This is a genomic window from Silvimonas sp., assembly GCF_031291215.1.
GTDB classification, from domain to species: Bacteria; Pseudomonadota; Gammaproteobacteria; order Burkholderiales; family Chitinibacteraceae; genus Silvimonas; species Silvimonas soli.
In genome coordinates, this window is record NZ_JARLJK010000150.1 from 92808 (window position 1) to 112944 (window position 20137).

A 20137-nucleotide genomic window follows, 5' to 3' on the forward strand; every position below is an offset into this window, starting at 1 on the left:
AAGATAGCCCGCTTGTTACCCAGCCCAAAGTAGCCATGGCCCAGATCACTTTTTATTTCAACGTGAAAAACCGCGAGCAGGCGCTAGCCCAGCTCGTGGGCAAGGCCGTGGCGCAAAACCTCAGCATCTCGGTACTCGCCGCCAGCGAGGCCGAGGCTCTGCGGCTGGACCGGGTATTGTGGGATACACCGCATACCAGCTTTGTGCCGCATTGCCGGGCGAACGAAGACATCGCAGCGCAAACGCCTGTCGTCGTTGATTTTCGCCCGGCATTGCTGCCCTCGCGCAACGTGTTGTTCAACTGGACCGGCCAAGTGCCAGACGGTTTCGCCGAACACGAACGTATTATTGAAATAGTCTCGCAAGATGAAAACGAGCGCCTTGCCGCTCGGGAGCGCTGGCGTACCTGGCAAGGATTGGGCATGACCCCCGTTGCCGTAGACATGCTGGAACTGGCGCGCAAGCGTGCAGGCGGAGCGCAAGCGTGACGATAGATCAAGAAAATGAAGAAAGCGTAAACCCGCTGTTTAACAAGATGGATGCGTTGCTGGCGCGCCACCGCGGCAATATCCGCGGTAAAGAAGAAGACATCCTGCCGGTGCTGACCGACGTCGCCGAAGATCAGGGCCCGATCCCGGTGCTGACTGAAGTCGCCATGACCCCGGCTAGCAGCCTGATGTTCGACCCGACTGATTTCCTGTCGCCACAGCCAGTTGAAATAGAACCGGTACCAGTCGTTCACGTCGAAATCCAGACACCAAAGAAAGACCCCGAATTTCTCGACTTGCCCCTGCTGGACCTGGAATCACTGTTACGCGAGCGGGCACCTTTCGGGCCGGGCAGCACGCCGCAGATCGAGCCGCTGACAGAAGAGCCTGAAGCGGAACTGAACGCGGCACCGGTCGATGCCGATGCCGATGTGACCAATGACGAGTCGAACCCCGCTGCGGCAACGAGCCAGACCCAACCTGACTGGGCAGCCCAAGTCTCGTCGATTGATACCTTTGTCGATGAGTTCCATCAAGATCAAGCGCCGCTCGATTCACCGCAAGGCAGCACCTTGCATTGGGAAGAGGCCGATGAAGTTAACGAGTTCGCCCATCCGTTTGCAGCCGTGGCAGAGGCGTTGCCAGCAGCAGAACTGCCAGTCGCTGCCTCAGCCAACAACGATGCGCCAGACTGGTCGCCGGTAGCGCCGTGGTGGACCGACGAAACGCCTGTAGACGACGCCGAAACACTGGCAGCGTCGGTCAGCGTTGGCTATGTAATGGACGAGCGACCAGTAGTCGACAACTCAGCCGTTTCGGTCGATTGGCAAGCCGATACCGAAACGCCGCTGGAACTTGATCTGGACGCTTTCCGCGAAGAGGACTCTGCAGAGCCTGAACTATTGAATGAGCTGGCTGAGGCTCAACAGGAAGAAGCCACACCAGCCATAGTGGCCGAACCCCCGCCGGTGGCAGCGCTTTCATGGATGAACGAAGCAGCCATCAGCGAAATGACGGCCAGTGTGGCGGCGCATCTGGCGGTGGATATCTCGACAGAGGTCGAGCAACTCACCCGCCGACACTTCGCGCAAATGATGCAAACCCTGTACGGCGAAGCACTCACGCGCATGATTGATCAAGTCGGCATGGAACTGGAAGCACGGCTAGCGCCACGGATTGATGCGTTGGTGCGCGAAGAACTGCAGACGCGCGGGCTAACCAATGGCAATGCTAATCCGGCCACGGGTCAAAGCTGATTTTGCTAACGACATAGCAATTGCGGCGGTGAGCTCAACCTCACCGCCGCAATTCATTCAGGGCATGAGATTCAGGCTTTGTGCAGCCATTTACGTATCGCGCGTGCTATGCGCCAGCCAGTCAGAGCCAGCGGCAAGCCTTTGGCGATCCACGACAAACGGCCACGGGCCATCAGCACAGTGGCTACATCAACGAAGCCAGCCGGGCCAGCAAAAGCACTCAGTATCCCGCGTGCGGCTTTGCCTTTTTTGAAGGGTGACCTCAGGGTTTCCCAATCCTGGGCCAGTTGCATGCGGTGAGCATCCGCCTGCAGTTGCAAAGTCGTCTTGCGTAGCTCCCGCAATTCGCGCCGTGTCAGTGTACTCATGGCAAAAATTGCTCCCGGTCTTTACGCAATTGCTCCAGCGTAGCGGCAAAAGGCTTGGGCGCACTGGTTACGGTGTGCCAGGCATAACGCAGACAAACCAGTCCACCCAACAGATAAACTGCGGCCACGATCAGCAAGGCCAGCCAGCGCCATTGCTCGCTGACCCACCACACCACAGCAACCGACAGTACCCCGAGTCCCAGCCAGACCACGCCAGCGCCAACCAGAACCAGAGCGGCAACCAGAACAAGACGCTCGCGCTCTTCTTCCAGTTCCAGCCCCAGCAGGGAAAGGTGGTTATGCGCCAGGCCCACCAGACTGGAGGCCAGGCGCTGCGCCAACCCACGATGATGTGCATCGTGGGCGTCACGTTCTTCACTCATGCGGCTCCCGCCCGGTTAACGACGGCAAACCAGCATGCCGAGCAAAAAGCCCACGCCTGCCGCGATACCAATCGATTGCCACGGATGATCGTGCACATATTCATCGGTCACCTTGGCGGCTTCTTTGGCTTTTTCGGAGACCAGTCGCTCGGTCTCTCCCAGTTTGGCCTTGGCGGTTTGCAAGTTGGCCGCGATCTTGCTGCGCAACAGACGCGCCTTTTCACCGGTTTCGCCCACCGCATCGCGCAGCAGCTCTTCGGTATCGGTCAACACGGTTTGCAGATCATCAATCAATTGTTCTTCGTTTGAATTCACAGACATGGTGGTTTCTCCAAAGTGCGTTGCAACAAGACTTCATTGTGGGACATTTCCTGCTTTATCCAAGCTCGATATGGCCTAAAACTGCGTCAGACATCACCGCACTGCCGCAACCTTGCACGCACCGCCGGCCAAATTGCTTGCTGTTTCAGCCGGATAGCTGCCAAAACAGTATAATTCCCGGTTTTGCATCGCAACCCGGTCCCACACATGAGCACAGCACTCGAACAACTCGCCAAGAGCTTTGAACCGGCAGCCATTGAAGCCAGTTGGTACCCGCGCTGGGAATCAGCCAACTATTTCAGCCCGAGCATGGATCTGAACGCGCCTTCGTTCTGCATCCAGTTGCCGCCGCCCAATGTGACCGGCACTTTGCATATGGGTCACGCCTTCAATCAAACCATTATGGACGGTTTGACACGCTATCACCGCATGAAAGGCGATAACACCCTGTGGCTGCCTGGCACCGACCACGCCGGCATCGCTACCCAGATCGTAGTAGAGCGCCAACTGGATGCTCAAGGTATCTCGCGCCATGACCTTGGCCGCCCTGCGTTTATTGAGAAAGTGTGGGAATGGAAGCAGCAATCGGGCGACACCATCACGGGCCAGATGCGCCGCATGGGCGCGTCCGTAGACTGGGGCCGTGAATATTTCACAATGGATGACAAAATGTCCGGCACGGTGACCGAAGTCTTCGTGCGGCTGTACGAACAAGGCCTCATTTATCGGGGCAAACGTCTGGTGAACTGGGACCCTGTCCTGGGCACGGCGGTGTCGAACCTGGAAGTCGTGAGCGAAGAAGAAGACGGCCATCTGTGGCACATCCGCTATCCGCTGGTCGAAGCCGATAGCAAAACCGGCCTGACCCACCTGACCGTCGCCACCACCCGCCCGGAAACCATGCTGGGCGACGTGGCGGTGATGGTGCACCCGGAAGACGAGCGCTACGTGCATCTGATCGGCAAGACGGTGAAGCTGCCGCTGTGTGATCGCGAGCTACCGATCATTGCTGATGATTACGTCGATAAAGAGTTCGGCACCGGCGTGGTCAAAGTGACTCCGGCGCACGACTTCAACGATTACGCCGTGGGTCAACGCCACAATCTGCCGCAGATTTCCATCCTGACGCTGGATGCCAAAATCAACGAAGAAGCGCCAGCCGTTTACCAGGGCATGGATCGCTTTGCCGCACGCAAGCAAATCGTTGCCGATCTGGAAACCCAAGGCTTCCTGGTTGAAGTGAAGAAACACAAATTGATGGTGCCGCGCGGTGATCGTACCGGCACCATCATTGAGCCAATGTTGACGGACCAATGGTTTGTCGCCATGACCAAGCCGGACGCCACGGGCAAAAGCATCACGCAAAAAGCGCTGGACGTGGTCGACGATGGCCAGGTGCAGTTTGTACCGGGCGATTGGGTCAATACCTATCAAGCGTGGCTGAAGAACATTGAAGACTGGTGTATCAGTCGCCAGCTGTGGTGGGGGCATCAGATCCCCGCCTGGTACGATGCTGATGGCAAGGTCTACGTGGCCCGCACCGAGGCCGAAGCACTGGCGCAATCAGGCGGCAAGCCACTGACGCGCGACAACGATGTGCTGGATACCTGGTTCAGTTCGGCCCAGGTGCCATTCTCTTCGTTGGGCTGGCCCAATAATACGGATGAACTGAAGGCGTTCCTGCCCTCCTCCGTGCTGGTTACCGGTTACGACATTATTTTCTTCTGGGTTGCCCGGATGATCATGATGACCACGCATTTCACCGGCAAGGTGCCATTCACGCACGTGTATGTGCACGGACTGGTGCGCGATGGTGAAGGCAAGAAGATGTCCAAGTCCGAGGGCAACGTGCTGGACCCGGTGGATTTGATCGACGGCATCGCGCTGGAACCGTTGCTGGAAAAACGTACCACCGGTTTGCGTCGGCCAGAAAAAGCCCCGCAAGTGGCGGCCAAAACCCAGAAAGAATTCCCGGATGGCATTCCGGCGTATGGCGTTGATGCGCTGCGCTTCACCTTTGCCAGTCTGGCCAGCCTGGGTCGCTCCATCAACTTTGACCAGAAGCGCTGCGAAGGTTATCGCAACTTCTGCAACAAGTTGTGGAATGCCACCCGCTTCGTGCTTATGAATGTTGAAGGCAAGGATTGCGGCTTTGACCTGGTCGATGGCAAAGAGCCAGAACTGGATTACGGTTTTGCCGATCGCTGGATTATCGGCAAGCTGCAAGAGGCCGAGAAAAACGTCACCCTGGCGCTGGATACCTTCCGTTTCGATCTGGCCGCACAAGCCATTTACGAGTTCGTCTGGAACGAATACTGCGACTGGTATATCGAGTTGGCCAAGGTTTCGGCCCAACACGGTACCGAAGCCCAGCAACGCGCTACCCGCCGCACCTTGATTCGCGTGCTGGAAGTGATCTTGCGTCTGGTCCACCCGATCATGCCGTTCATTACCGAAGAGTTGTGGCAAACCGTTGCGCCGCTGGCCGGCCGCAAAACCACTGAGTCGATCATGGTGGCCGCATGGCCGATTGCCGATGAAAGCAAGATTGACGCTGCCGCCAACGCTGATGTTGAGGAGCTCAAGGCGCTCGCCTTTGCTGCCCGCAACCTGCGTGGCGAAATGGGTCTGTCACCGGCACAGAAAGCGCCGTTGTTCCTCGAAGGTGGCGCTGCGTTGCAGAAGTTCGCGCCGTACCTGGTACCGCTGTGCAAATTGTCCGAAGTGCATATCGTGGCCACTTTGCCGGTCGATGACGCTCCGATTGCCGTGGCAGGTACAACCCGTCTGATGCTGAAGGTAGAAGTGGACAAGGCCGCAGAAACCGCGCGCCTGACCAAGGAAATCGCCAAAACAGAAGACGGTTTGGGCAAGATGAAAGCCAAGCTGGAAAAGCCCGGCTACGTCGACAAAGCGCCAGCGCATCTGGTAGAAAAAGACCGCGCGCAGGTCGCTGAGCTGGAAGGCAAGCTGGTGCAACTGGCGGCACAACTGGCCAAGTTAGGCGCGTAAGTGTGGTGTACTAATGCAGAGGAGCTGGTCTTGAACCAGTAACTCCGTGTTTCACCCGCAAGCAAAAGGCCCGTCTGAGTGTTCAGGCGGGCCTTTTGTATTTCATTTGCGTACCGGGCGGAGTACAGGGACGCATGCTCAACAGCAGAAGCTGGCGCTCCGTACATTCACGCTCATTGAGCGAATGTTTTGTCGGGCGACATCTAATCCATCCTGCGTACTTATCTCCGACACATCACACTCAATTCAGTGGGATGGACGCCGAAATATCCAGCCAGGCATTCGGCGAACGGATCGGCACCACATTCACAGTTGCAGTGACCGGAACCCGGGCTTCATAGGCGTGGCCCTGATACCAGACCCATTGACCCGGCTGATAGACGTAGCCTGGGCGCCAGTCGCTGAAATGATGGTAATGCGCTTGCTGCCAGCCATCCCAACGCCACCGCTCATGCCAGCGGCTGTCATCGTGATCCCAGTGCCCGTGGCCATAACCATGGCCGTGCCCATTGTCATGATGCCAGTCGCGATCGTCGTGCCGTTGGTCATGATGGTCATCGTGCCAGTGATCATCACCGTGGTCGTGGTCAGCAAAAGCGGCAGTCATACTGCCGGTCATAACCAGTGCGACCAGCAGGGTTGCCCAATGTTGCTTGCGTGCTGTCTTCATGATGTTCTCCTTGTTCTGTGTTGCCATGGGAATCATCGTGCCCGGGTTCGGCCAGACTCACTGTTAGGCAGTTAACAATTCGTACTCATTGTTACGAGAGCCGAAAGCCGCACCGCAGCTTATCGTTCGCCATTTCGAGACTAAAAATCAATAAAACATCGTGGAAACCCGCGCCAGCAATAGAAAACGGCAGCCCGGACTGGCGCTGCCATTTTTCATGAATGCCAACTGCTGCTGAACTGTTTTAGTTCAGCGGGATACTCGCCGTTACATCCAGCCAGATTCCGGAGCCCAGATTTGGCGTCATGCGCACTTCGGCTTCGCTCAGCGGACGCGCTGGCTCATAGGCGCGACCGTTGTACCAGACATACTGGCCAGGCTGATAGCGATAACCCGTGCGCCAGTCATCAAAATACTTGCCCTTCAGGTGCTTGGCATGGGCGCGGCGCCAATCGTCGCGGGAAGCCCAGTGGCGGTCTTGCTGGGGCGGTGGTGCGTGATGCGCGTGGCCTTGATCGTGATGACCTTGATCGGGGTGATCGTCATCGTGGCCATGATGTTGGTCTTGCTCATGCGACTGATGATGATCATTGTGGTCATCGTCGGCGTAACTAGCGGCAGAACCCAGCGTGAGCGCCGCAGCAGCCATAGCTGCAATCAGGAAGTGTTTGGTCATGGCGATTTCCTTTTGTAGATGTTGTTAGTGCTCGTTACCCACTCTGGCACAACCGCAATTTACCCCGGCCCTGTGCGGCTAGCTATGAAGTAGCGAATAGACAGCATGCTACGGCGCCAAGGATGCGGCCATCAGCGAGGCACTGAATCCGCCGTCAGAATTGGAGTATGCAGCAGGGAGCAATCACCGGAAAAGCATCTGAATCTTGCAACTTTCAATAAACCATACACGGGACGGCATGCGCAGGTGCCGATGCTACCAAGTAGCGAGGGGTACTCATAAACCCGAGCCACAAACATAAGTGTGGGGAACTGCGCCTGCAGTCCCCCACCCTCATCAACCGTTCCGCTTCTGCCCCTGAGCGACATCTATCTAGCAAGCGCAAACCACTTCAGTGACGGGCTGTGTTGGTGCCAGCAATCCTTCAGTGGCATAGCCGTCGCGTTTAAACCAGTCCAGACCACCAATCAACTCCCGCACCTCAAAGCCCAGCCGTGCCAGTTGTAGTGCGCCCTTAGTCGATGCGTTGCAGCCGATTCCGTCGCAATACGTCACATACAAGACATCCCGCGCCAGCACGTCGGTGGTGTGCTCGTACATTTGCCGATGAGGAAAACTGATTGCACCGGGGATGTGCTCATTCAAAAAGGCCTCTGGAGAGCGAGCATCGACAATCACGACTTTTTTACCGGTCTTAAGAATATGCATCAGGTCAGCGGCATCGATCTCGTATTGCAGCTTGCGCGAGTAATACTGAAACTGGTCGTCCATCGGTCACACTCCATGAAAAAATTTTCTTAACGTCGTGGCACTGGTTCGCACCGGTCCGAATTCAATACGGGCGTCATCCAGCGCTTCGATCACTGTCAGCCCACAACCTTGATAATGAGTGCCCTGCGCCAGCAGCACGTCCTGACCAGAAGCATCGGTCAACCACGCTTTTCCGCTAATGATCCGCACGCTGCGATCACTGGTTGCGATCACTTCTGCGTTGTGCAACTCCAGCAAAATACTGATAGATTGATTCACCATCACAATCCTCCTGACTCAGGGCAGAGCAGCCTTTAGTTGCTGCTATGTAAGGATTTTTATGCTTGCAGTGGTATATGACAATCGATTGTTTTTGCACGGATAGATGAAATGGATTCACCATTAAAATCACCCGGCCGCTTGCCCTCGTTGTCGGCGTTACGGGCCTTTGAGGCTGCCGCCAGGCTGGGCAATCTGGCACGCGCAGCCGACGAATTGTTTGTGACTCACGGGGCGATCAGTCATCAGATCAAGGCACTTGAATCGCAACTGGGGTTCAAGCTCTTTGCCCGCCACGGACGTGGCGTGGTGCTGACACCACAAGGGCAACGCTTGGCGAGCACGTTGAATGGCGCGTTTGGCGCTATTGCCAGTGAGATTTCTGCGATTGCGCAAGAGCAGCAGCGTCCGCGACTGGTCATTACCTGCTTGCCGTCGTTTGCGGCCAAGTGGCTCACGCCGCGGCTGGGTGAATTTATTGGCCAGCATCCGCATATCGAGTTGTGGATACGTTCAACTAAAACCCGGGAAAACCTGGCGGCAGAAGATATCGATCTGGGAATTCGGGTCGGTGAAGGCAAATGGCCAGGCTTGTACCTGGAACATTTGATGGATGACGAATTTGCGGTGGTTGCCAGCCCGCATCTGGCGGGAGGTTTACCCGCCAGTCCGGCGGACCTCTCCCGTTATTTGCTGCTGCGTTCGGACACCGAGCCGTGGGCGCGCTGGTTTGAGGCCGCCGGCATTGCGGGTTCTGAGCCCCAAGGCAGCATGGTGTTCAATGATTCGGCCCTGCTGGTGCAAGCTGCAGCTGAAGGTCAGGGCATTGGTCTGGCTCGGGCATCATTGATTCAACCAGAACTGGCATCGGGCAAACTGGTAAAGCTGTTTGATTTGACCGTACCCATGCCGGGTGCCTACTGGATTGTGGCGCCGGAGGCCCCGCCATGGCGGCCAGCCGTCGCTACTTTTGTGGCATGGCTGAAACAGAAAGCCAGCGCCGGTTGATGGAGGCCTGCAACTAGCGGGCAGTGGTTGCGTCCTGGTCTGGCGTAACCAGCGGTACTTGAGCGGGTACTGACTCAATTGCGGCATCGGCGGCAGCCTCTTGCGCGACCACCACCGGGGTGCTGACTTCCTTCGGCGAAAGTACGGTATCGGCCACATCGAAGCGCGCCCAGTTGTGCAGCAAAGTGTAGCTGACCGCCAATAAAGTCGGCCCCAGAAACACCCCCATCACGCCCCAAGCCATCGCGCCACCGATCACGCCGATCAAGATCAGCACAAATGGCAGGTTGCTTTCTTTACCGATCAGCAAGGGCTTGACCACGTTATCCGCCATGCCGACGACGCCAACCATCCAGACCGCCAGGAAGATCGCCCAAGTAGTACTGCCCTCGTGATACAGCCACAGTGCCACTGGCAAACCCAGCAAGCTGGGGCCGCCCGGCATGAGCGACAAAAAGCATGACACCAAGCCAAACGCCGCGGCGTTGGGAACGCCGCTAATCCAGTAACCAAACCAGGCCAGCGCACCTTGTACCAGGGCGGTACCGATAAAACCGTACACCACGCCGCGTACCGTGCCACCGGCAATCAGCATCAATTCCTGGCCACGCTGACCGCCAATCCGGCGCAGGATGATCATCAACCAGTGAATCAACTCATGGCCGCTGATATAAAAGAAAAACGAAAACGCCAGACTCAAAAACAGCACCAGCACACCACTGCCCACCGCCGCGCCCATCTTGAGCAGAAATCCCCCAAGCGGCTTGCTCCATTCTTTGATGCGGTTGATGACTTCTGGATCACCGCTGGCAATGCCCTGCCAGAATGTATCAATGTGCGAACCAGCCCACGGCACGCGGACCACCCAATCCGGCAGCGTGGGCAAACCGGCCTGAATATGCCCTTCCAGCCAACCGGATATCTGGTCGACATTGGCCGAGAGTTCCAGCCCGGCCATCAGCATCGGGGCGACGATCACAAAGGTGAATACCAGCAGCATCACCACCGCTGGCAACAGGCGGTTACCGCGACACAGGCGCACCAGCAGCATGTAGGGCTGCCATGTGGCATAAACTAAAATGCCCGCCCAGATCAGCGCGGCCACAAAGGGCGCCAATATCTGATAGGACATCAACATGAGCCCGACCACTGCGCAAGTCGCGACCGCGGGTTCGATCCAGGTATGTTTAGACTCTTTTTTGTCGGCGGTGTCGGTCATATTCCAGGCAGTAGTGAGATCAACGGTGTCATTGTAGGAACTCTGGCGACAGATGCCGCCAGAACCTGCTGCAAGCGAATGTAAGTATGGACTGAAATTACGCATTCGGGCCGACAAAGCAGATGGCATGGGCTATAAGCGATACAGCCGGAGAAACTTCGTAACGCCCGCAACAGGCACTTTGCCGGAGCAATCCTGTCATATTGCAATGACAAGCTTGCTGCGGCTGCAATCGAGTGGCAACCAGAACAGGTCTGGTGTGGACGCGCTCACTGTGCGTGCCGCAACTCAAAGCTAGAATCCGCCCACATTAAAACAAAGACATCGCGTCTGCAGGGACGTCTCAAGGAGCAACTTCATGTCTGAACAACAGAAACTTCACCCATTGATTCTGACCGCTGCCGGCGCAGTGGTTATTGCATGCGGCGTTGCCGTTGCCCATATGGCTGGCTGGATTGGCGCACCCAAAACCGATGCCGAACAACTCGCGGCAAGCGTGCCAGCGGTGGTTGCCGTCGCATCCGCACCAGAGGCCTCGATCCCGGCCCAACTGGTTGCGACACCAGTGCCAGCGGTCGCCCCGGTTGCTGAAGCGACCCCACACCCCAAACCCAAGCACAACACCAATCAACGCGCCACCTCCAATAACCAGGGCCAGGAATACGCATCCAACCAGGCTCAGCCAGCCAAGCAGGTTTGTGCCGTATGCGGTCGCGTAGCGAGCGTGCAAGCAGTGACCCAGGAAGGAAAATCTTCAGGTGGTGGTGCTGTAGCGGGTGGTCTGGTAGGTGGTTTGCTAGGTAACCAGGTAGGTAACGGTCGCGGCCGTACCGTGGCAACTGTAGTGGGTGCCGTGGGCGGCGCGCTGGCGGGCAATACCGTTGAAAAGCATGTCCGCACCGAGACCGATTACCAGGTTCATGTGCAGTTTGATGACGGCAACTCGCGTACCTACACCTTCAAAGAGAAACCAGCATTTGTTGCCGGCGACCGCGTGCGGGCTTCGGGCGAAACGCTGGTGCTGGATCAGTAATCCAGGCAGCAGGTTCCGCGAGGATGAAAAACGGCGCCGACCTGGCGCCGTTTTTTTATGCCTTCTCTAGCACCAACCCAAAAGCCAAAATGCCTGATCCGGCCCGATTTGGCACCAGATGTCGCGGCTAACACGCACTCCACCTGAGATACATTCAATCCAGGCCCCGCTTGCGGTAATCTCCTGCTGCGCAATTTCTATAGAGGAGAGGCCAGAGTCATGGTCAGACGTTTAAAAGCAGCGGCAATTCATTTGCTCATCAGCGTGGTTGTGTTCACGGTTATCGTTAGTGCCTTGGTCTACTTTTGCTACCCGTGGCCGTACTACAAGATCAATGGCCTATGGCAAGGCCTGCGGATTACCGCTTCGGTAGATCTGATACTGGGGCCATTACTGACGCTGGTTGTTTTCTCCAAAACCAAAAGCATGCGTGAACTGCGTATGGACGTTGGCGTCATTGCCGCGGTACAGATTGGTGCCTTGATTTACGGGGTAATCACGCTTTATACCCAACGCCCTTATGCCACCATCTTTGTTGATCGAGGTTTTGAGACAGTGCGGGTCGCGGACCTCCCGAAAGATCGTAAAACCTGGGGTGCGCTGGAAAAGCAGCGTGATGCTGCCACACAACGCCCGGCATTGATGGCAGTGCGGCCTGCCCAAAACACCCAGGAAAGTGTAGCAATGTTTGTCGCCGAAATGACCAATCAGGCCTTTCCGGCGGAACTCATGACCCGGCTGGAACCGGTCAACCAGCATTGGCCACAGATCGTGCAAGCGGCCCTCGCCCTGCCCGCCAAGCTTCCAGAAGGACAACAGAAAAAGCTTGATGACTTTCTGCAGGCCCACCAGACCACACAGCAAAAGCTGGCTTTTTTCCCTCTACATGGCTCATTTGACGCGTGCATGATCGCGCTGCAGCGGGATAACGGCGACTTTGTCGGGTATCTGGACATTACGCCGACCACTTACAGCCCGGCCGTCTCCAAGAAACATGGCTGATGCGCCCGAGAGATTAAGCGCCCAGGCCATCGTTGATCGCGATGGCTTGGTCTGGCTGCCGTATGACCTGCCCTATCTATCCTCCCCGCGCAGCGCATTCACGCCGCTCGCTGACTTGCTGCAAGTACACAATGCCAACATTGCACCGGTTCATATCGACTATGCCAACACCCAGTCCTTGCACATTCTCAATGGCATGGGTGTTGCCTTGGGGGACTCGGTCATCGGACTGGCCGTATTGCACGGCCTCAAGCAAAGCTATCCACATTTGCAAATCACCTTGCATCGCAGCCCGAATGCGCCCCGATACGTGGACGAGATTTACACATTAGCCAGCGCCTTTGTGAACGCACAAACGCTGCCGCTACCGCTATCAGCGCTAAACGACCGGGCGGCGACATGGGTCGATCTGGCAGATTTCATGTATCGACCGGCCTTTAATGCGCAATCGATGCATGCCTTCTTTGCAATAAGCCTCGGCCTTGACCCCGCAACGCTCTCCGACCAAACGCGGCGCAACAATTGGCTGCAAGATATTGACCGCCCCGCTCTGCCGGAGTGGCTTTCGCCTGGCTATTCGCTACTTTGCCACCGCGCCAGTTCTGCTTTGCGCACCATGCCGGCAGACGTCCTGCGCCGATATGCCAAGGAACTGAGCGAGCGCGGATATGCTCCGCTGGCTGGCTTTGCGGCACTGGGTCTGTCCGGATGGTACGACCTGAGCGACTGGTCTGACTCGCTACCACGCCTGCTGGCGGTCATTGCAGGAGCCAGGCAGATGATTAGCGTCGACAGCGCGGCCATCCATCTCGCCGCCGGGCTGGGAACACCGTGCCACGCTTTATTTATGGGGATTGATCCAGCTTTGCGCGTTGTCGATTATCCACTCTGCACCGCTGAACAGTTGGATATGTCGGGCAAGTTGCGGGGGCTGCATCATGCCCTTACGGCAGTTGATGAAATTGAGGCCGGGAACTGCTGGGCGCATTGGCCAGGTCACTTCCCCTCCCGGCCAGGGACTGACTAATGATGTCGTGCCAGTTCCCTGGCTCGCTGAATCAGCACATCCATCAATAACGAAATACTTTGCCGTGTCTCCAGATCATCGACCCGCGCATAGATGTCATCTAGCGACTCATGGACCTCGCACGCAAGGTGGAACAGCAGCACCTTTTCCTGCTCGTTAGCCCGCAGCAAATACATGTTGATTTCGTCAACGATATGGTCGGCCAGTTCGCCGGGATAAATAGCCGATGAAGTAAGAATCCTGTCGTACAAACGTACGCCGATCAGCCCCAACGACAGCAATTGGGTTGCCATGCGTGTCTCCGAATTTTGTCGTTCTCTTACTTTAGACCCTGGCCGACGCCCTATTGCACCGCCCGTCTGAAGGGCATGTGGAATAATTACGTCAGGATTGTGAATAGCAAGTGACAGCCCCGTGTTCGGAAAATCAAACCGAGATGAACACAAAACAAAACGGGCGCCATTCAGGCGCCCGTAGGTATATCCCCAGCAAAGTCACGCTGGATAAACAGACTCAGCGTGCAGCGGTAGAGACCACATATTGAACACGCTCAAAGTCGACGCCACGCTCCACCACCGTTTCCAGGCGAATTTTGCGCGTGGTTTGGCCATCCCACCATTCCACCAGACGCCCTGGGCGGAACCAGCCCACTGGCAGCAACAATGCTGGATGCGCTTTCAAGCTCGGAGCCGCTGGCAACCACAGACATTCTGTCCAGCTACGCCGACCGGCATTGACCATATCGACCGGTCGCACTGCCGCTGCTTGCGGCGCCCCTGGCATCAAGCGAATCCCGGCGACGACCTGGGTTTCTTCCTGCTGCAACCAGCGAATTACCCCGACAAAGTAGCGACCACCCAGATTGACCGCCAGCAATTGCTGCAGCGAAATCCGTGCGCCTTCATGTAACGGCCGGGCCAATTGCATACCGTTGGCCGACTCGTTGCGTACTTGCCAACGTTCGGCATAACTAGCCGGATCAATCGGCGCGACCGCGTTAGCGGCGGCGGCAGACTGCCCGAACAACTGCAAGCGCACCAGATCTTGCTGGTCCAGCGCTTGCTGTTCTTCCATTAGATGGAACGTGCCACCCGCTGCGGCGTGATGTTGCCGCTGCAAGCCAAACACAACTTCAATCTGCCGCGAGGAAATATGCCGCGGCAATGAACGATCAGACAGTTGCTCGCACCAGGTGCGATAGAGCTCGACCAGCAAGGTTTCCACCACGCTACCCGCGAATTGCTCCCCCAGACCTAACTTGTCCGGGCTTTCCCCGTTGCGCAGCAGCTTGATACGCCGCGACAACGCCTGTGCCAGCTGATAGGTATCAATCTCTAGCACATTGGGGCCATCCATCCGGGGCTCAGTGCGCCGCGGTGGACCGGGATCATCAAAATCAATCTGCAAACTGCCACGACCAGGCAAGGCGCGGGCTTCGCGCTCCAGCGGGGCGCGCGGCGCCAATGCAGGTAGACGCTCATCCAGCCATTGAATCTGGCGAGCAGTAAAGTGATACGGACTGGCACCAGCCAGCAACAACGCATGAATGAAGACGCTCTGCGGTGTCGCCACGCCAGCGGCCTTGAGCAAGCTGTCTTTGGCTGGTTTCTCGGCAATGCCGCGTGCTTCGGCAATGCGGTAATAAGCAAAAATGGTTTTCCATAACTCGCTGGAAACCACTTGGTAGGCCATCAAATGCTCGCGCACCATCAAGCACTGGTAGCGCAGGCTGCGTTCAGCCAGCAAGGCCAGATGTTCCAGTACGTCGGATTGCCCTTCCAGCGCTGCGCGCCAGCAACGGCCATAAGCCAGGGCCATATGCGACCACAGCGACAATGCTGCTTCCCATGCCGCCAGTTCATCTTTGCCAAATGGCACAGCCCGACCCAGATACCGATCCGCCAGCGTGTGGTGCACCAGATGCACAGCTTCGCGGAACAACTCCAGAATTTTGAGCGATTCGTAAGGTGGAATATTACTGGCGTTGAGCGCAGCAATTGCCTCGACCAGTTCGGCCTGCGCCACTGGGGCGTTAATCAACGGCAACAATTGCAGCCACGCCTTGGCCGATCGGGCATCGGTAAAGGGCGGTGTAGCCGTTCCGTGATAGGCGGGAAGCAAATCAGTCTGGGTCATGGCGTGAGCTGGCTAATACGTTGTTTCAGGCTTTCGATCATGGCTGCACTGATAGGCAATTGGGGATGCTCATTTTGCGGCGCGGCCCAGACAGCGGCAGGAAAATGCCGGTCGGTTTTCCAGCGCGGGATAACGTGCCAATGCACGTGCGGCACCATATTGCCAAGACTGGCAAGATTGATTTTGTCGGGATGAAGCGTATCGCGTACAGCGTGTTCCACGGCAAAAACCACCTCCATGAGCCAATCCCTTTCCTGTGCCGGCAAATCGGTCATTTCGGCAACGTGACGATTAAGGATGACGCGGCAGAAACCCGGGTAGTCCGGGTCATCGACCCAAATCACCCGACATATCTCATCCTGCCACAGCACGACTTGATCATGATCATTGCACAGAACACACCCGCCTTCCATCACGATTTCCTTATGTTTGCGCCGGATTATAAACAACCATTCAGCATAAACAATCGGGGCATGAATGCTGTCACACCCCGAAAGCCATTGTAGCTGACCGATGGTCGAAAAGGTGGCAGGAACGGTACACGCCTGCCCCGTCTCTCGGGCGCAACACTATAAGGTGCCGCGAACCACGCCGGCTTTACAGCAAAACGCGTTCAATCCCGCCAGTACGGGCCTTTTCAACATACTCGGGCAACCAGTTCTCACCCAGCACGTATTTCGCCATTTCCACCACAATATAATCAGCATCGGTATCGGCATCGTCGTCATAACGATGCAAACCTTGCAGACACGATGGGCAAGAAGTGAGGATTTTCACCTTGGCGTCGGCGCCCGATTCAGCGCGCAGCTTGCCCGCGCCTTTTTCCATTTCTTCTTGCTTGCGGAACCGTACTTGAGTCGCGATGTGAGGCTGCGAGGTGCCGAAGGTTCCCGACTCGCCGCAACACCGGTCATTCAGATCAACTTTACTGCCCATGAGTTCGTTGGCCACGTCGATGCCCTTGTACACCTTCATCGGGGTATGGCAGGGCTCGTGGTACATGTAGCGCGTTCCGCTCACGCCTTCCAGCTTGACGCCTTTTTCCAACAGATATTCGTGGATATCCAGCAAACGGCAACCCGGGAAGATTTGCTCAAACTGATACTTCATCAGTTGATCCATGCACGTGCCGCAAGACACGATCACCGTTTTGATGTCCAGGTAATTGAGCGTATTGGCCACGCGGTGGAACAACACCCGGTTCTCGGTGGTGATCTTGTTCCCCTTGTCCTCAAACCCGGCTGAAGTCTGCGGATAACCGCAACACAGATAGCCCGGCGGCAGCACGGTGGTGGTGCCGACGTGCCACAGCATGGCCTGCGTTGCCAGGCCAACCTGGCTGAACAAACGCTCGGAGCCGCAACCCGGGAAGTAGAACACCGCTTCGCGATCTTGCTCGGCAACCTGCAATTGCGGATCACGAATCACCGGCACTACGCTGGCGTCTTCCACATCCAGCAACGCCCGTGCGGTTTTCTTGGGCAGATTGCCCGGCATCGGCTTGTTGATGAAGTGGATCACCTGCGTCTTGAGCGCTGGCTTGCCGCCTTCAGTTGATGGCGGTTGCTTGAGCACGCCCTGAATCAGCCCCAGCGATTTACCGATGCGATAACCCAGTCGCTGCGCTTTGCCGCCCCACTCGATCGTCACCTTGCGGATCAGCTTGATGGTGGCCGGGTCTTTGATGGTCAAAAAGCCCATCGCCAGTGCGGTCATCGGGTTGAATTTCTTCTGGCCTTCATCGCGCAAGAAGTTGCGCATGGCAATCGACACATCGCCAAAGTCGATCTTCACCGGGCACGGATTCACGCAGCGGTGACATACCGTGCAATGGTCCGCGACGTCGCCCAGTTCTTCAAAGTGCTTAAGCGACACGCCACGGCGGGTTTGTTCTTCATACAGGAATGCTTCGGTCAGCAAACCTGTAGCCAGAATCTTGTTGCGCGGGCTGTACAAAAGGTTGGCGCGTGGCACATGCGTCGAACACACCGGCTTGCACTTACCGCAGCGCAGGCAGTCTTTGACCATATTGGAGATATTGCCGATGCCCGATTGTTCCAGGATCAGCGACTCTGCACCCAGCAAACTGAACGAGGGCGTATAGGCATTGGTCAGATCGGCTCCGGGCAACAGCTTGCCCTTGTTGAAGCGGCCATTCGGATCAACCCGTTGCTTGTAGGCCTCGAACGGGGCCAGTTCTTCGTGGGTCAGGAACTCGTATTTGGTAATGCCGATACCATGTTCGCCCGAGATCACGCCGTTCAGATCACGCGCCACTTGCATGATGCGCGCGACGGCATGGTGCGCCCGCTGCAGCATCTCGTAATTGTCGGAGTTCACCGGCAGATTGGTGTGCACGTTGCCATCACCGGCGTGCATGTGCAGCGCTACCCAGGTCCGGCCCTTGAGCACTTGCTCGTGCAGCTTTTGCACGGCATCCATGATGGGTTTGTCGGTACGGCCCACAAACAACGCTTCCAGCGAAGCCAGCAGCTCACGCTTGTACGACACGCGCAGCACGTAATCACGCATGCCGTGATAAACGCTTTGTGGCGCGTCAGAGGCGGTCACAACCCGTTCCAGCGGCGCTTCTGGCCATGCATCGGTATACGACTCAAACGCGCTGTCCAGATTGTCCCCCAGCCACTGCCAGCGGGTGCGCACAGCGGCGATCAGGCTGATGGCCGATTCCCGACGGTCTGCGATCAGCTCATCGTGGCTGACAGCGGCATCGCTCATGTCCATCGGCAAGCGGCCACGGGTGAAGAAACCGGTCAGCGCATCCAGCAATTCCAGCTTGTTGTGGATCGACAACTCGATGTTGATGCGTTCGATGGCGTCGGAATACTCACCCAGCCGCGGCAGTGGAATCACTACGTCTTCGTTGATCTTGAACGCGTTGGTGTGTTTGGCGATGGCGGCGGTACGCGCGCGATCCAGCCAGAATTTTTTGCGTTGTTCGCTGGTGACGGCAATAAAGCCTTCGGCGCTGCGGCGGTTGGCGATCATCACCACTTGCGATGCGGCTTCGCCCAGCTTGTTTTCATCGTCCGACACAATATCAGCGATCAACACCATTTTCGGGCGACCACGGCTCTTGGCCTTGGTGGTGTAACCCACGGCACGCACGTAGCGCCAGTCCAGATGCTCCAGACCGGCCAGTTGCACGCCAGTCAGGCCATCAATGTAGTCTTTGATTTCCACAATGGCGGGCACAGCGCGGCTGACTTCGCCAAAGAATTCCAGGCACACGGTACGGGTATGCGCAGGCAAGCGATGCAGTACAAAGCGTGCGGAGGTGATGATGCCGTCCGTGCCTTCTTTCTGAATGCCCGGCAAACCGGCCAGGAATTTGTCGGTCACATCCTTGCCCAAGCCCACTTTGCGGAACTTGTTGCCTGGAATGACCAGCGTTTCTTCGTTGATCAGCGTTTTGCCGTCGGGCTTGTAGCGCGCCACTTTGAAGCTGGCCGATTCAGCGTCATGAATCTTGCCCAGGTTGTGGTCGAGCCGCTCGATGAACATCCAGTTGCCGTCTGGATCAACCATCTTCCAGCTCACCAGATTGTCCAGCGCGGTGCCCCACAACACGGCTTTCTTGCCACCGGCGTTCATGGCCACGTTGCCGCCAATACAGGAGGCATCGGCGGAGGTCGGATCAACCGCGAACACCAGGCCTTTTTCTTCAGCGGCTTCCATTACGCGGCGGGTAACGACACCGGCCCCGCACTGGATGGTGGCGATTTCGTGATCCACGCCCGGAATCCGGCGCATTTCCACGCCGTTGTGCAGATCGAGTTTTTCAGTGTTGATGACGGCCGACATGGGCGTCAGCGGCACAGCGCCGCCGGTATAACCGGTACCGCCGCCACGCGGGATGATGGTCAGACCCAGTTCGATACAGGCCGCCACCATGGGCGCCATTTCGTCTTCGGTATCGGGGTTGAGCACCACAAACGGGTATTCAACGCGCCAGTCAGTCGCATCGGTCACGTGCGAAACGCGGGCCAGACCATCGAAATTGATATTGTCGCGGCGGGTTACACCAGCCAGCAGGCGCAGTACTTTTTTGCGCAGCGCGGCGGTGTCACGGAAACCATTAGAGAACGCATCGACGGCCTGACGAGCACGGGCCACCAGAATGCCGACCTTGTCGTTGCCATCGCGACGCTTTTCGATTTCAGACAAACGATGCTTCATGGCGTCGACCAGCATGGCCAGCCGCTTGGGGTTGTCCAGCAGATCGTCTTCCAGGTACGGATTGCGTTTTACCGCCCAGATATCGCCCAGCACTTCAAACAACATCCGGGCAGAACGGCCAGTTACGCGCTCACGGCGCAACTCTTGCAAAGTCTGCCAGCCATCGTCACCCAACAAGCGAATGACAACTTCCCGATCAGAAAAAGAAGTGTAGTTATAAGGAATTTCACGCAGGCGATCTTGCTGGTCAGCAGGGATTGCGGCGGTCGTATCGGCCATGGCGGGGGCGCTCGCGGTTTTTTTAATCAA

The 20137-nt window shown here is 57.1% G+C and carries 19 protein-coding genes; 7 read left to right on the top strand and 12 right to left on the bottom strand.

The window, feature by feature from the left end; all coding sequences use genetic code 11:
* Positions 1–35: 35 nt before the first annotated feature.
* Positions 36–488: a DNA polymerase III subunit chi gene (locus P4L78_RS22105; protein WP_283148099.1), complete on the top strand. Its 453-nt coding sequence runs from the start codon at positions 36–38 to the stop codon at positions 486–488.
* Entirely contained in the window at positions 485–1744 is a 1260-nt protein-coding gene (locus P4L78_RS22110; protein WP_309330791.1) for a hypothetical protein, read from the top strand. Before P4L78_RS22105 ends, P4L78_RS22110 begins: the two co-directional genes overlap by 4 nt.
* 71 nt (positions 1745–1815) lie before the next feature.
* Here P4L78_RS22110 and P4L78_RS22115 read toward each other — a convergent pair whose 3' ends face one another.
* The 3 genes from P4L78_RS22115 to P4L78_RS22125 are packed head-to-tail and all read right to left on the bottom strand — an operon-like array spanning position 1816 to position 2816.
* Entirely contained in the window at positions 1816–2112 is a 297-nt protein-coding gene (locus P4L78_RS22115) for a hypothetical protein (RefSeq protein WP_309330794.1), read from the bottom strand.
* Positions 2109–2495 (bottom strand): phage holin family protein, encoded by a 387-nt coding sequence (locus tag P4L78_RS22120; RefSeq protein WP_309330796.1) that lies wholly within the window; start codon positions 2493–2495, stop codon positions 2109–2111. The genes P4L78_RS22115 and P4L78_RS22120 overlap by 4 nt, the downstream gene beginning before the upstream one ends.
* 15 nt (positions 2496–2510) lie before the next feature.
* Entirely contained in the window at positions 2511–2816 is a 306-nt protein-coding gene (locus P4L78_RS22125; protein WP_283148095.1) for a YqjD family protein, read from the bottom strand.
* 207 nt (positions 2817–3023) lie between these two features.
* On the opposite strand from P4L78_RS22125, the gene P4L78_RS22130 reads away from it, so the two are divergent.
* On the top strand, positions 3024–5828 hold the full coding sequence (locus P4L78_RS22130) for a valine--tRNA ligase (protein WP_309330798.1): 2805 nt from the start codon (positions 3024–3026) through the stop codon (positions 5826–5828).
* A gap of 241 nt (positions 5829–6069) precedes the next feature.
* On the opposite strand, the gene P4L78_RS22135 is transcribed toward P4L78_RS22130, so the two are convergent.
* The 4 genes from P4L78_RS22135 to P4L78_RS22150 form a co-directional block, all read right to left on the bottom strand.
* Complete coding sequence (locus tag P4L78_RS22135; RefSeq protein ID WP_283148093.1) at positions 6070–6498, bottom strand: hypothetical protein; 429 nt, start codon at positions 6496–6498, stop codon at positions 6070–6072.
* A gap of 244 nt (positions 6499–6742) precedes the next feature.
* Positions 6743–7174 carry a hypothetical protein gene (locus P4L78_RS22140; RefSeq protein WP_309330800.1) on the bottom strand — a complete coding sequence of 144 codons (432 nt, stop codon included), beginning with the start codon at positions 7172–7174 and terminating at the stop codon, positions 6743–6745.
* Between the two features lie 372 nt (positions 7175–7546).
* Entirely contained in the window at positions 7547–7945 is a 399-nt protein-coding gene (locus P4L78_RS22145; protein ID WP_309330802.1) for a rhodanese-like domain-containing protein, read from the bottom strand.
* A 3-nt stretch (positions 7946–7948) separates the two neighbouring features.
* Positions 7949–8209, bottom strand: coding sequence for a hypothetical protein (locus P4L78_RS22150; RefSeq protein ID WP_309330804.1), 261 nt, complete (start codon positions 8207–8209; stop codon positions 7949–7951).
* A 105-nt stretch (positions 8210–8314) separates the two neighbouring features.
* Here P4L78_RS22150 and gcvA point away from each other — a divergent pair, with 105 nt between their 5' ends.
* Positions 8315–9211: a transcriptional regulator GcvA gene (gcvA, locus tag P4L78_RS22155; protein WP_309330805.1), complete on the top strand. Its 897-nt coding sequence runs from the start codon at positions 8315–8317 to the stop codon at positions 9209–9211.
* Between the two features lie 13 nt (positions 9212–9224).
* Here gcvA and P4L78_RS22160 read toward each other — a convergent pair whose 3' ends face one another.
* Positions 9225–10430 carry an AI-2E family transporter gene (locus P4L78_RS22160; RefSeq protein WP_283148088.1) on the bottom strand — a complete coding sequence of 402 codons (1206 nt, stop codon included), beginning with the start codon at positions 10428–10430 and terminating at the stop codon, positions 9225–9227.
* Between the two features lie 358 nt (positions 10431–10788).
* On the opposite strand from P4L78_RS22160, the gene P4L78_RS22165 reads away from it, so the two are divergent.
* The 3 genes from P4L78_RS22165 (at position 10789) to P4L78_RS22175 (ending at position 13492) form a co-directional block, all read left to right on the top strand.
* Positions 10789–11463: a glycine zipper 2TM domain-containing protein gene (locus tag P4L78_RS22165; protein ID WP_309330807.1), complete on the top strand. Its 675-nt coding sequence runs from the start codon at positions 10789–10791 to the stop codon at positions 11461–11463.
* Positions 11464–11682: 219 nt separating this feature from the next.
* On the top strand, positions 11683–12465 hold the full coding sequence (locus tag P4L78_RS22170; RefSeq protein WP_309330810.1) for a hypothetical protein: 783 nt from the start codon (positions 11683–11685) through the stop codon (positions 12463–12465).
* Positions 12458–13492 (top strand): glycosyltransferase family 9 protein, encoded by a 1035-nt coding sequence (locus tag P4L78_RS22175; protein ID WP_309330812.1) that lies wholly within the window; start codon positions 12458–12460, stop codon positions 13490–13492. The genes P4L78_RS22170 and P4L78_RS22175 overlap by 8 nt, the downstream gene beginning before the upstream one ends.
* On the opposite strand, the gene P4L78_RS22180 is transcribed toward P4L78_RS22175, so the two are convergent.
* The 4 genes from P4L78_RS22180 to P4L78_RS22195 all read right to left on the bottom strand — a co-directional run bounded on the left by P4L78_RS22180 (position 13489) and on the right by P4L78_RS22195 (position 20107).
* On the bottom strand, positions 13489–13785 hold the full coding sequence (locus P4L78_RS22180; RefSeq protein ID WP_283148084.1) for a hypothetical protein: 297 nt from the start codon (positions 13783–13785) through the stop codon (positions 13489–13491). The genes P4L78_RS22175 and P4L78_RS22180 overlap by 4 nt on opposite strands.
* 220 nt (positions 13786–14005) lie before the next feature.
* Complete coding sequence (locus P4L78_RS22185) at positions 14006–15628, bottom strand: hypothetical protein (protein WP_309330815.1); 1623 nt, start codon at positions 15626–15628, stop codon at positions 14006–14008.
* A complete protein-coding gene (locus P4L78_RS22190) occupies positions 15625–16041 on the bottom strand; it encodes an HIT family protein (RefSeq protein WP_283151446.1) in 417 nt (138 codons plus the stop codon). Before P4L78_RS22190 ends, P4L78_RS22185 begins: the two co-directional genes overlap by 4 nt.
* 184 nt (positions 16042–16225) lie before the next feature.
* Complete coding sequence (locus P4L78_RS22195; RefSeq protein WP_309330817.1) at positions 16226–20107, bottom strand: FAD/FMN-binding oxidoreductase; 3882 nt, start codon at positions 20105–20107, stop codon at positions 16226–16228.
* Positions 20108–20137 lie beyond the last annotated feature (30 nt).

Excerpts from the sequence above, each read along its gene's own strand:
- P4L78_RS22140 (WP_309330800.1), bottom strand. The coding sequence starts at position 7,174 with ATGACCAAACACTTCCTGATTGCAGCTATGGCTGCTGCGGCGCTCACG.
- P4L78_RS22185 (WP_309330815.1), bottom strand. The coding sequence starts at position 15,628 with ATGACCCAGACTGATTTGCTTCCCGCCTATCACGGAACGGCTACACCG.
- P4L78_RS22105 (WP_283148099.1), top strand. The coding sequence starts at position 36 with ATGGCCCAGATCACTTTTTATTTCAACGTGAAAAACCGCGAGCAGGCG.
- P4L78_RS22130 (WP_309330798.1), top strand. The coding sequence starts at position 3,024 with ATGAGCACAGCACTCGAACAACTCGCCAAGAGCTTTGAACCGGCAGCC.
- P4L78_RS22135 (WP_283148093.1), bottom strand. The coding sequence starts at position 6,498 with ATGAAGACAGCACGCAAGCAACATTGGGCAACCCTGCTGGTCGCACTG.
- P4L78_RS22190 (WP_283151446.1), bottom strand. The coding sequence starts at position 16,041 with ATGGAAGGCGGGTGTGTTCTGTGCAATGATCATGATCAAGTCGTGCTG.
- P4L78_RS22125 (WP_283148095.1), bottom strand. The coding sequence starts at position 2,816 with ATGTCTGTGAATTCAAACGAAGAACAATTGATTGATGATCTGCAAACC.
- P4L78_RS22180 (WP_283148084.1), bottom strand. The coding sequence starts at position 13,785 with ATGGCAACCCAATTGCTGTCGTTGGGGCTGATCGGCGTACGTTTGTAC.
- P4L78_RS22195 (WP_309330817.1), bottom strand. The coding sequence starts at position 20,107 with ATGGCCGATACGACCGCCGCAATCCCTGCTGACCAGCAAGATCGCCTG.
- P4L78_RS22175 (WP_309330812.1), top strand. The coding sequence starts at position 12,458 with ATGGCTGATGCGCCCGAGAGATTAAGCGCCCAGGCCATCGTTGATCGC.
- P4L78_RS22165 (WP_309330807.1), top strand. The coding sequence starts at position 10,789 with ATGTCTGAACAACAGAAACTTCACCCATTGATTCTGACCGCTGCCGGC.
- gcvA (WP_309330805.1), top strand. The coding sequence starts at position 8,315 with ATGGATTCACCATTAAAATCACCCGGCCGCTTGCCCTCGTTGTCGGCG.
- P4L78_RS22170 (WP_309330810.1), top strand. The coding sequence starts at position 11,683 with ATGGTCAGACGTTTAAAAGCAGCGGCAATTCATTTGCTCATCAGCGTG.
- P4L78_RS22115 (WP_309330794.1), bottom strand. The coding sequence starts at position 2,112 with ATGAGTACACTGACACGGCGCGAATTGCGGGAGCTACGCAAGACGACT.
- P4L78_RS22145 (WP_309330802.1), bottom strand. The coding sequence starts at position 7,945 with ATGGACGACCAGTTTCAGTATTACTCGCGCAAGCTGCAATACGAGATC.
- P4L78_RS22120 (WP_309330796.1), bottom strand. The coding sequence starts at position 2,495 with ATGAGTGAAGAACGTGACGCCCACGATGCACATCATCGTGGGTTGGCG.
- P4L78_RS22160 (WP_283148088.1), bottom strand. The coding sequence starts at position 10,430 with ATGACCGACACCGCCGACAAAAAAGAGTCTAAACATACCTGGATCGAA.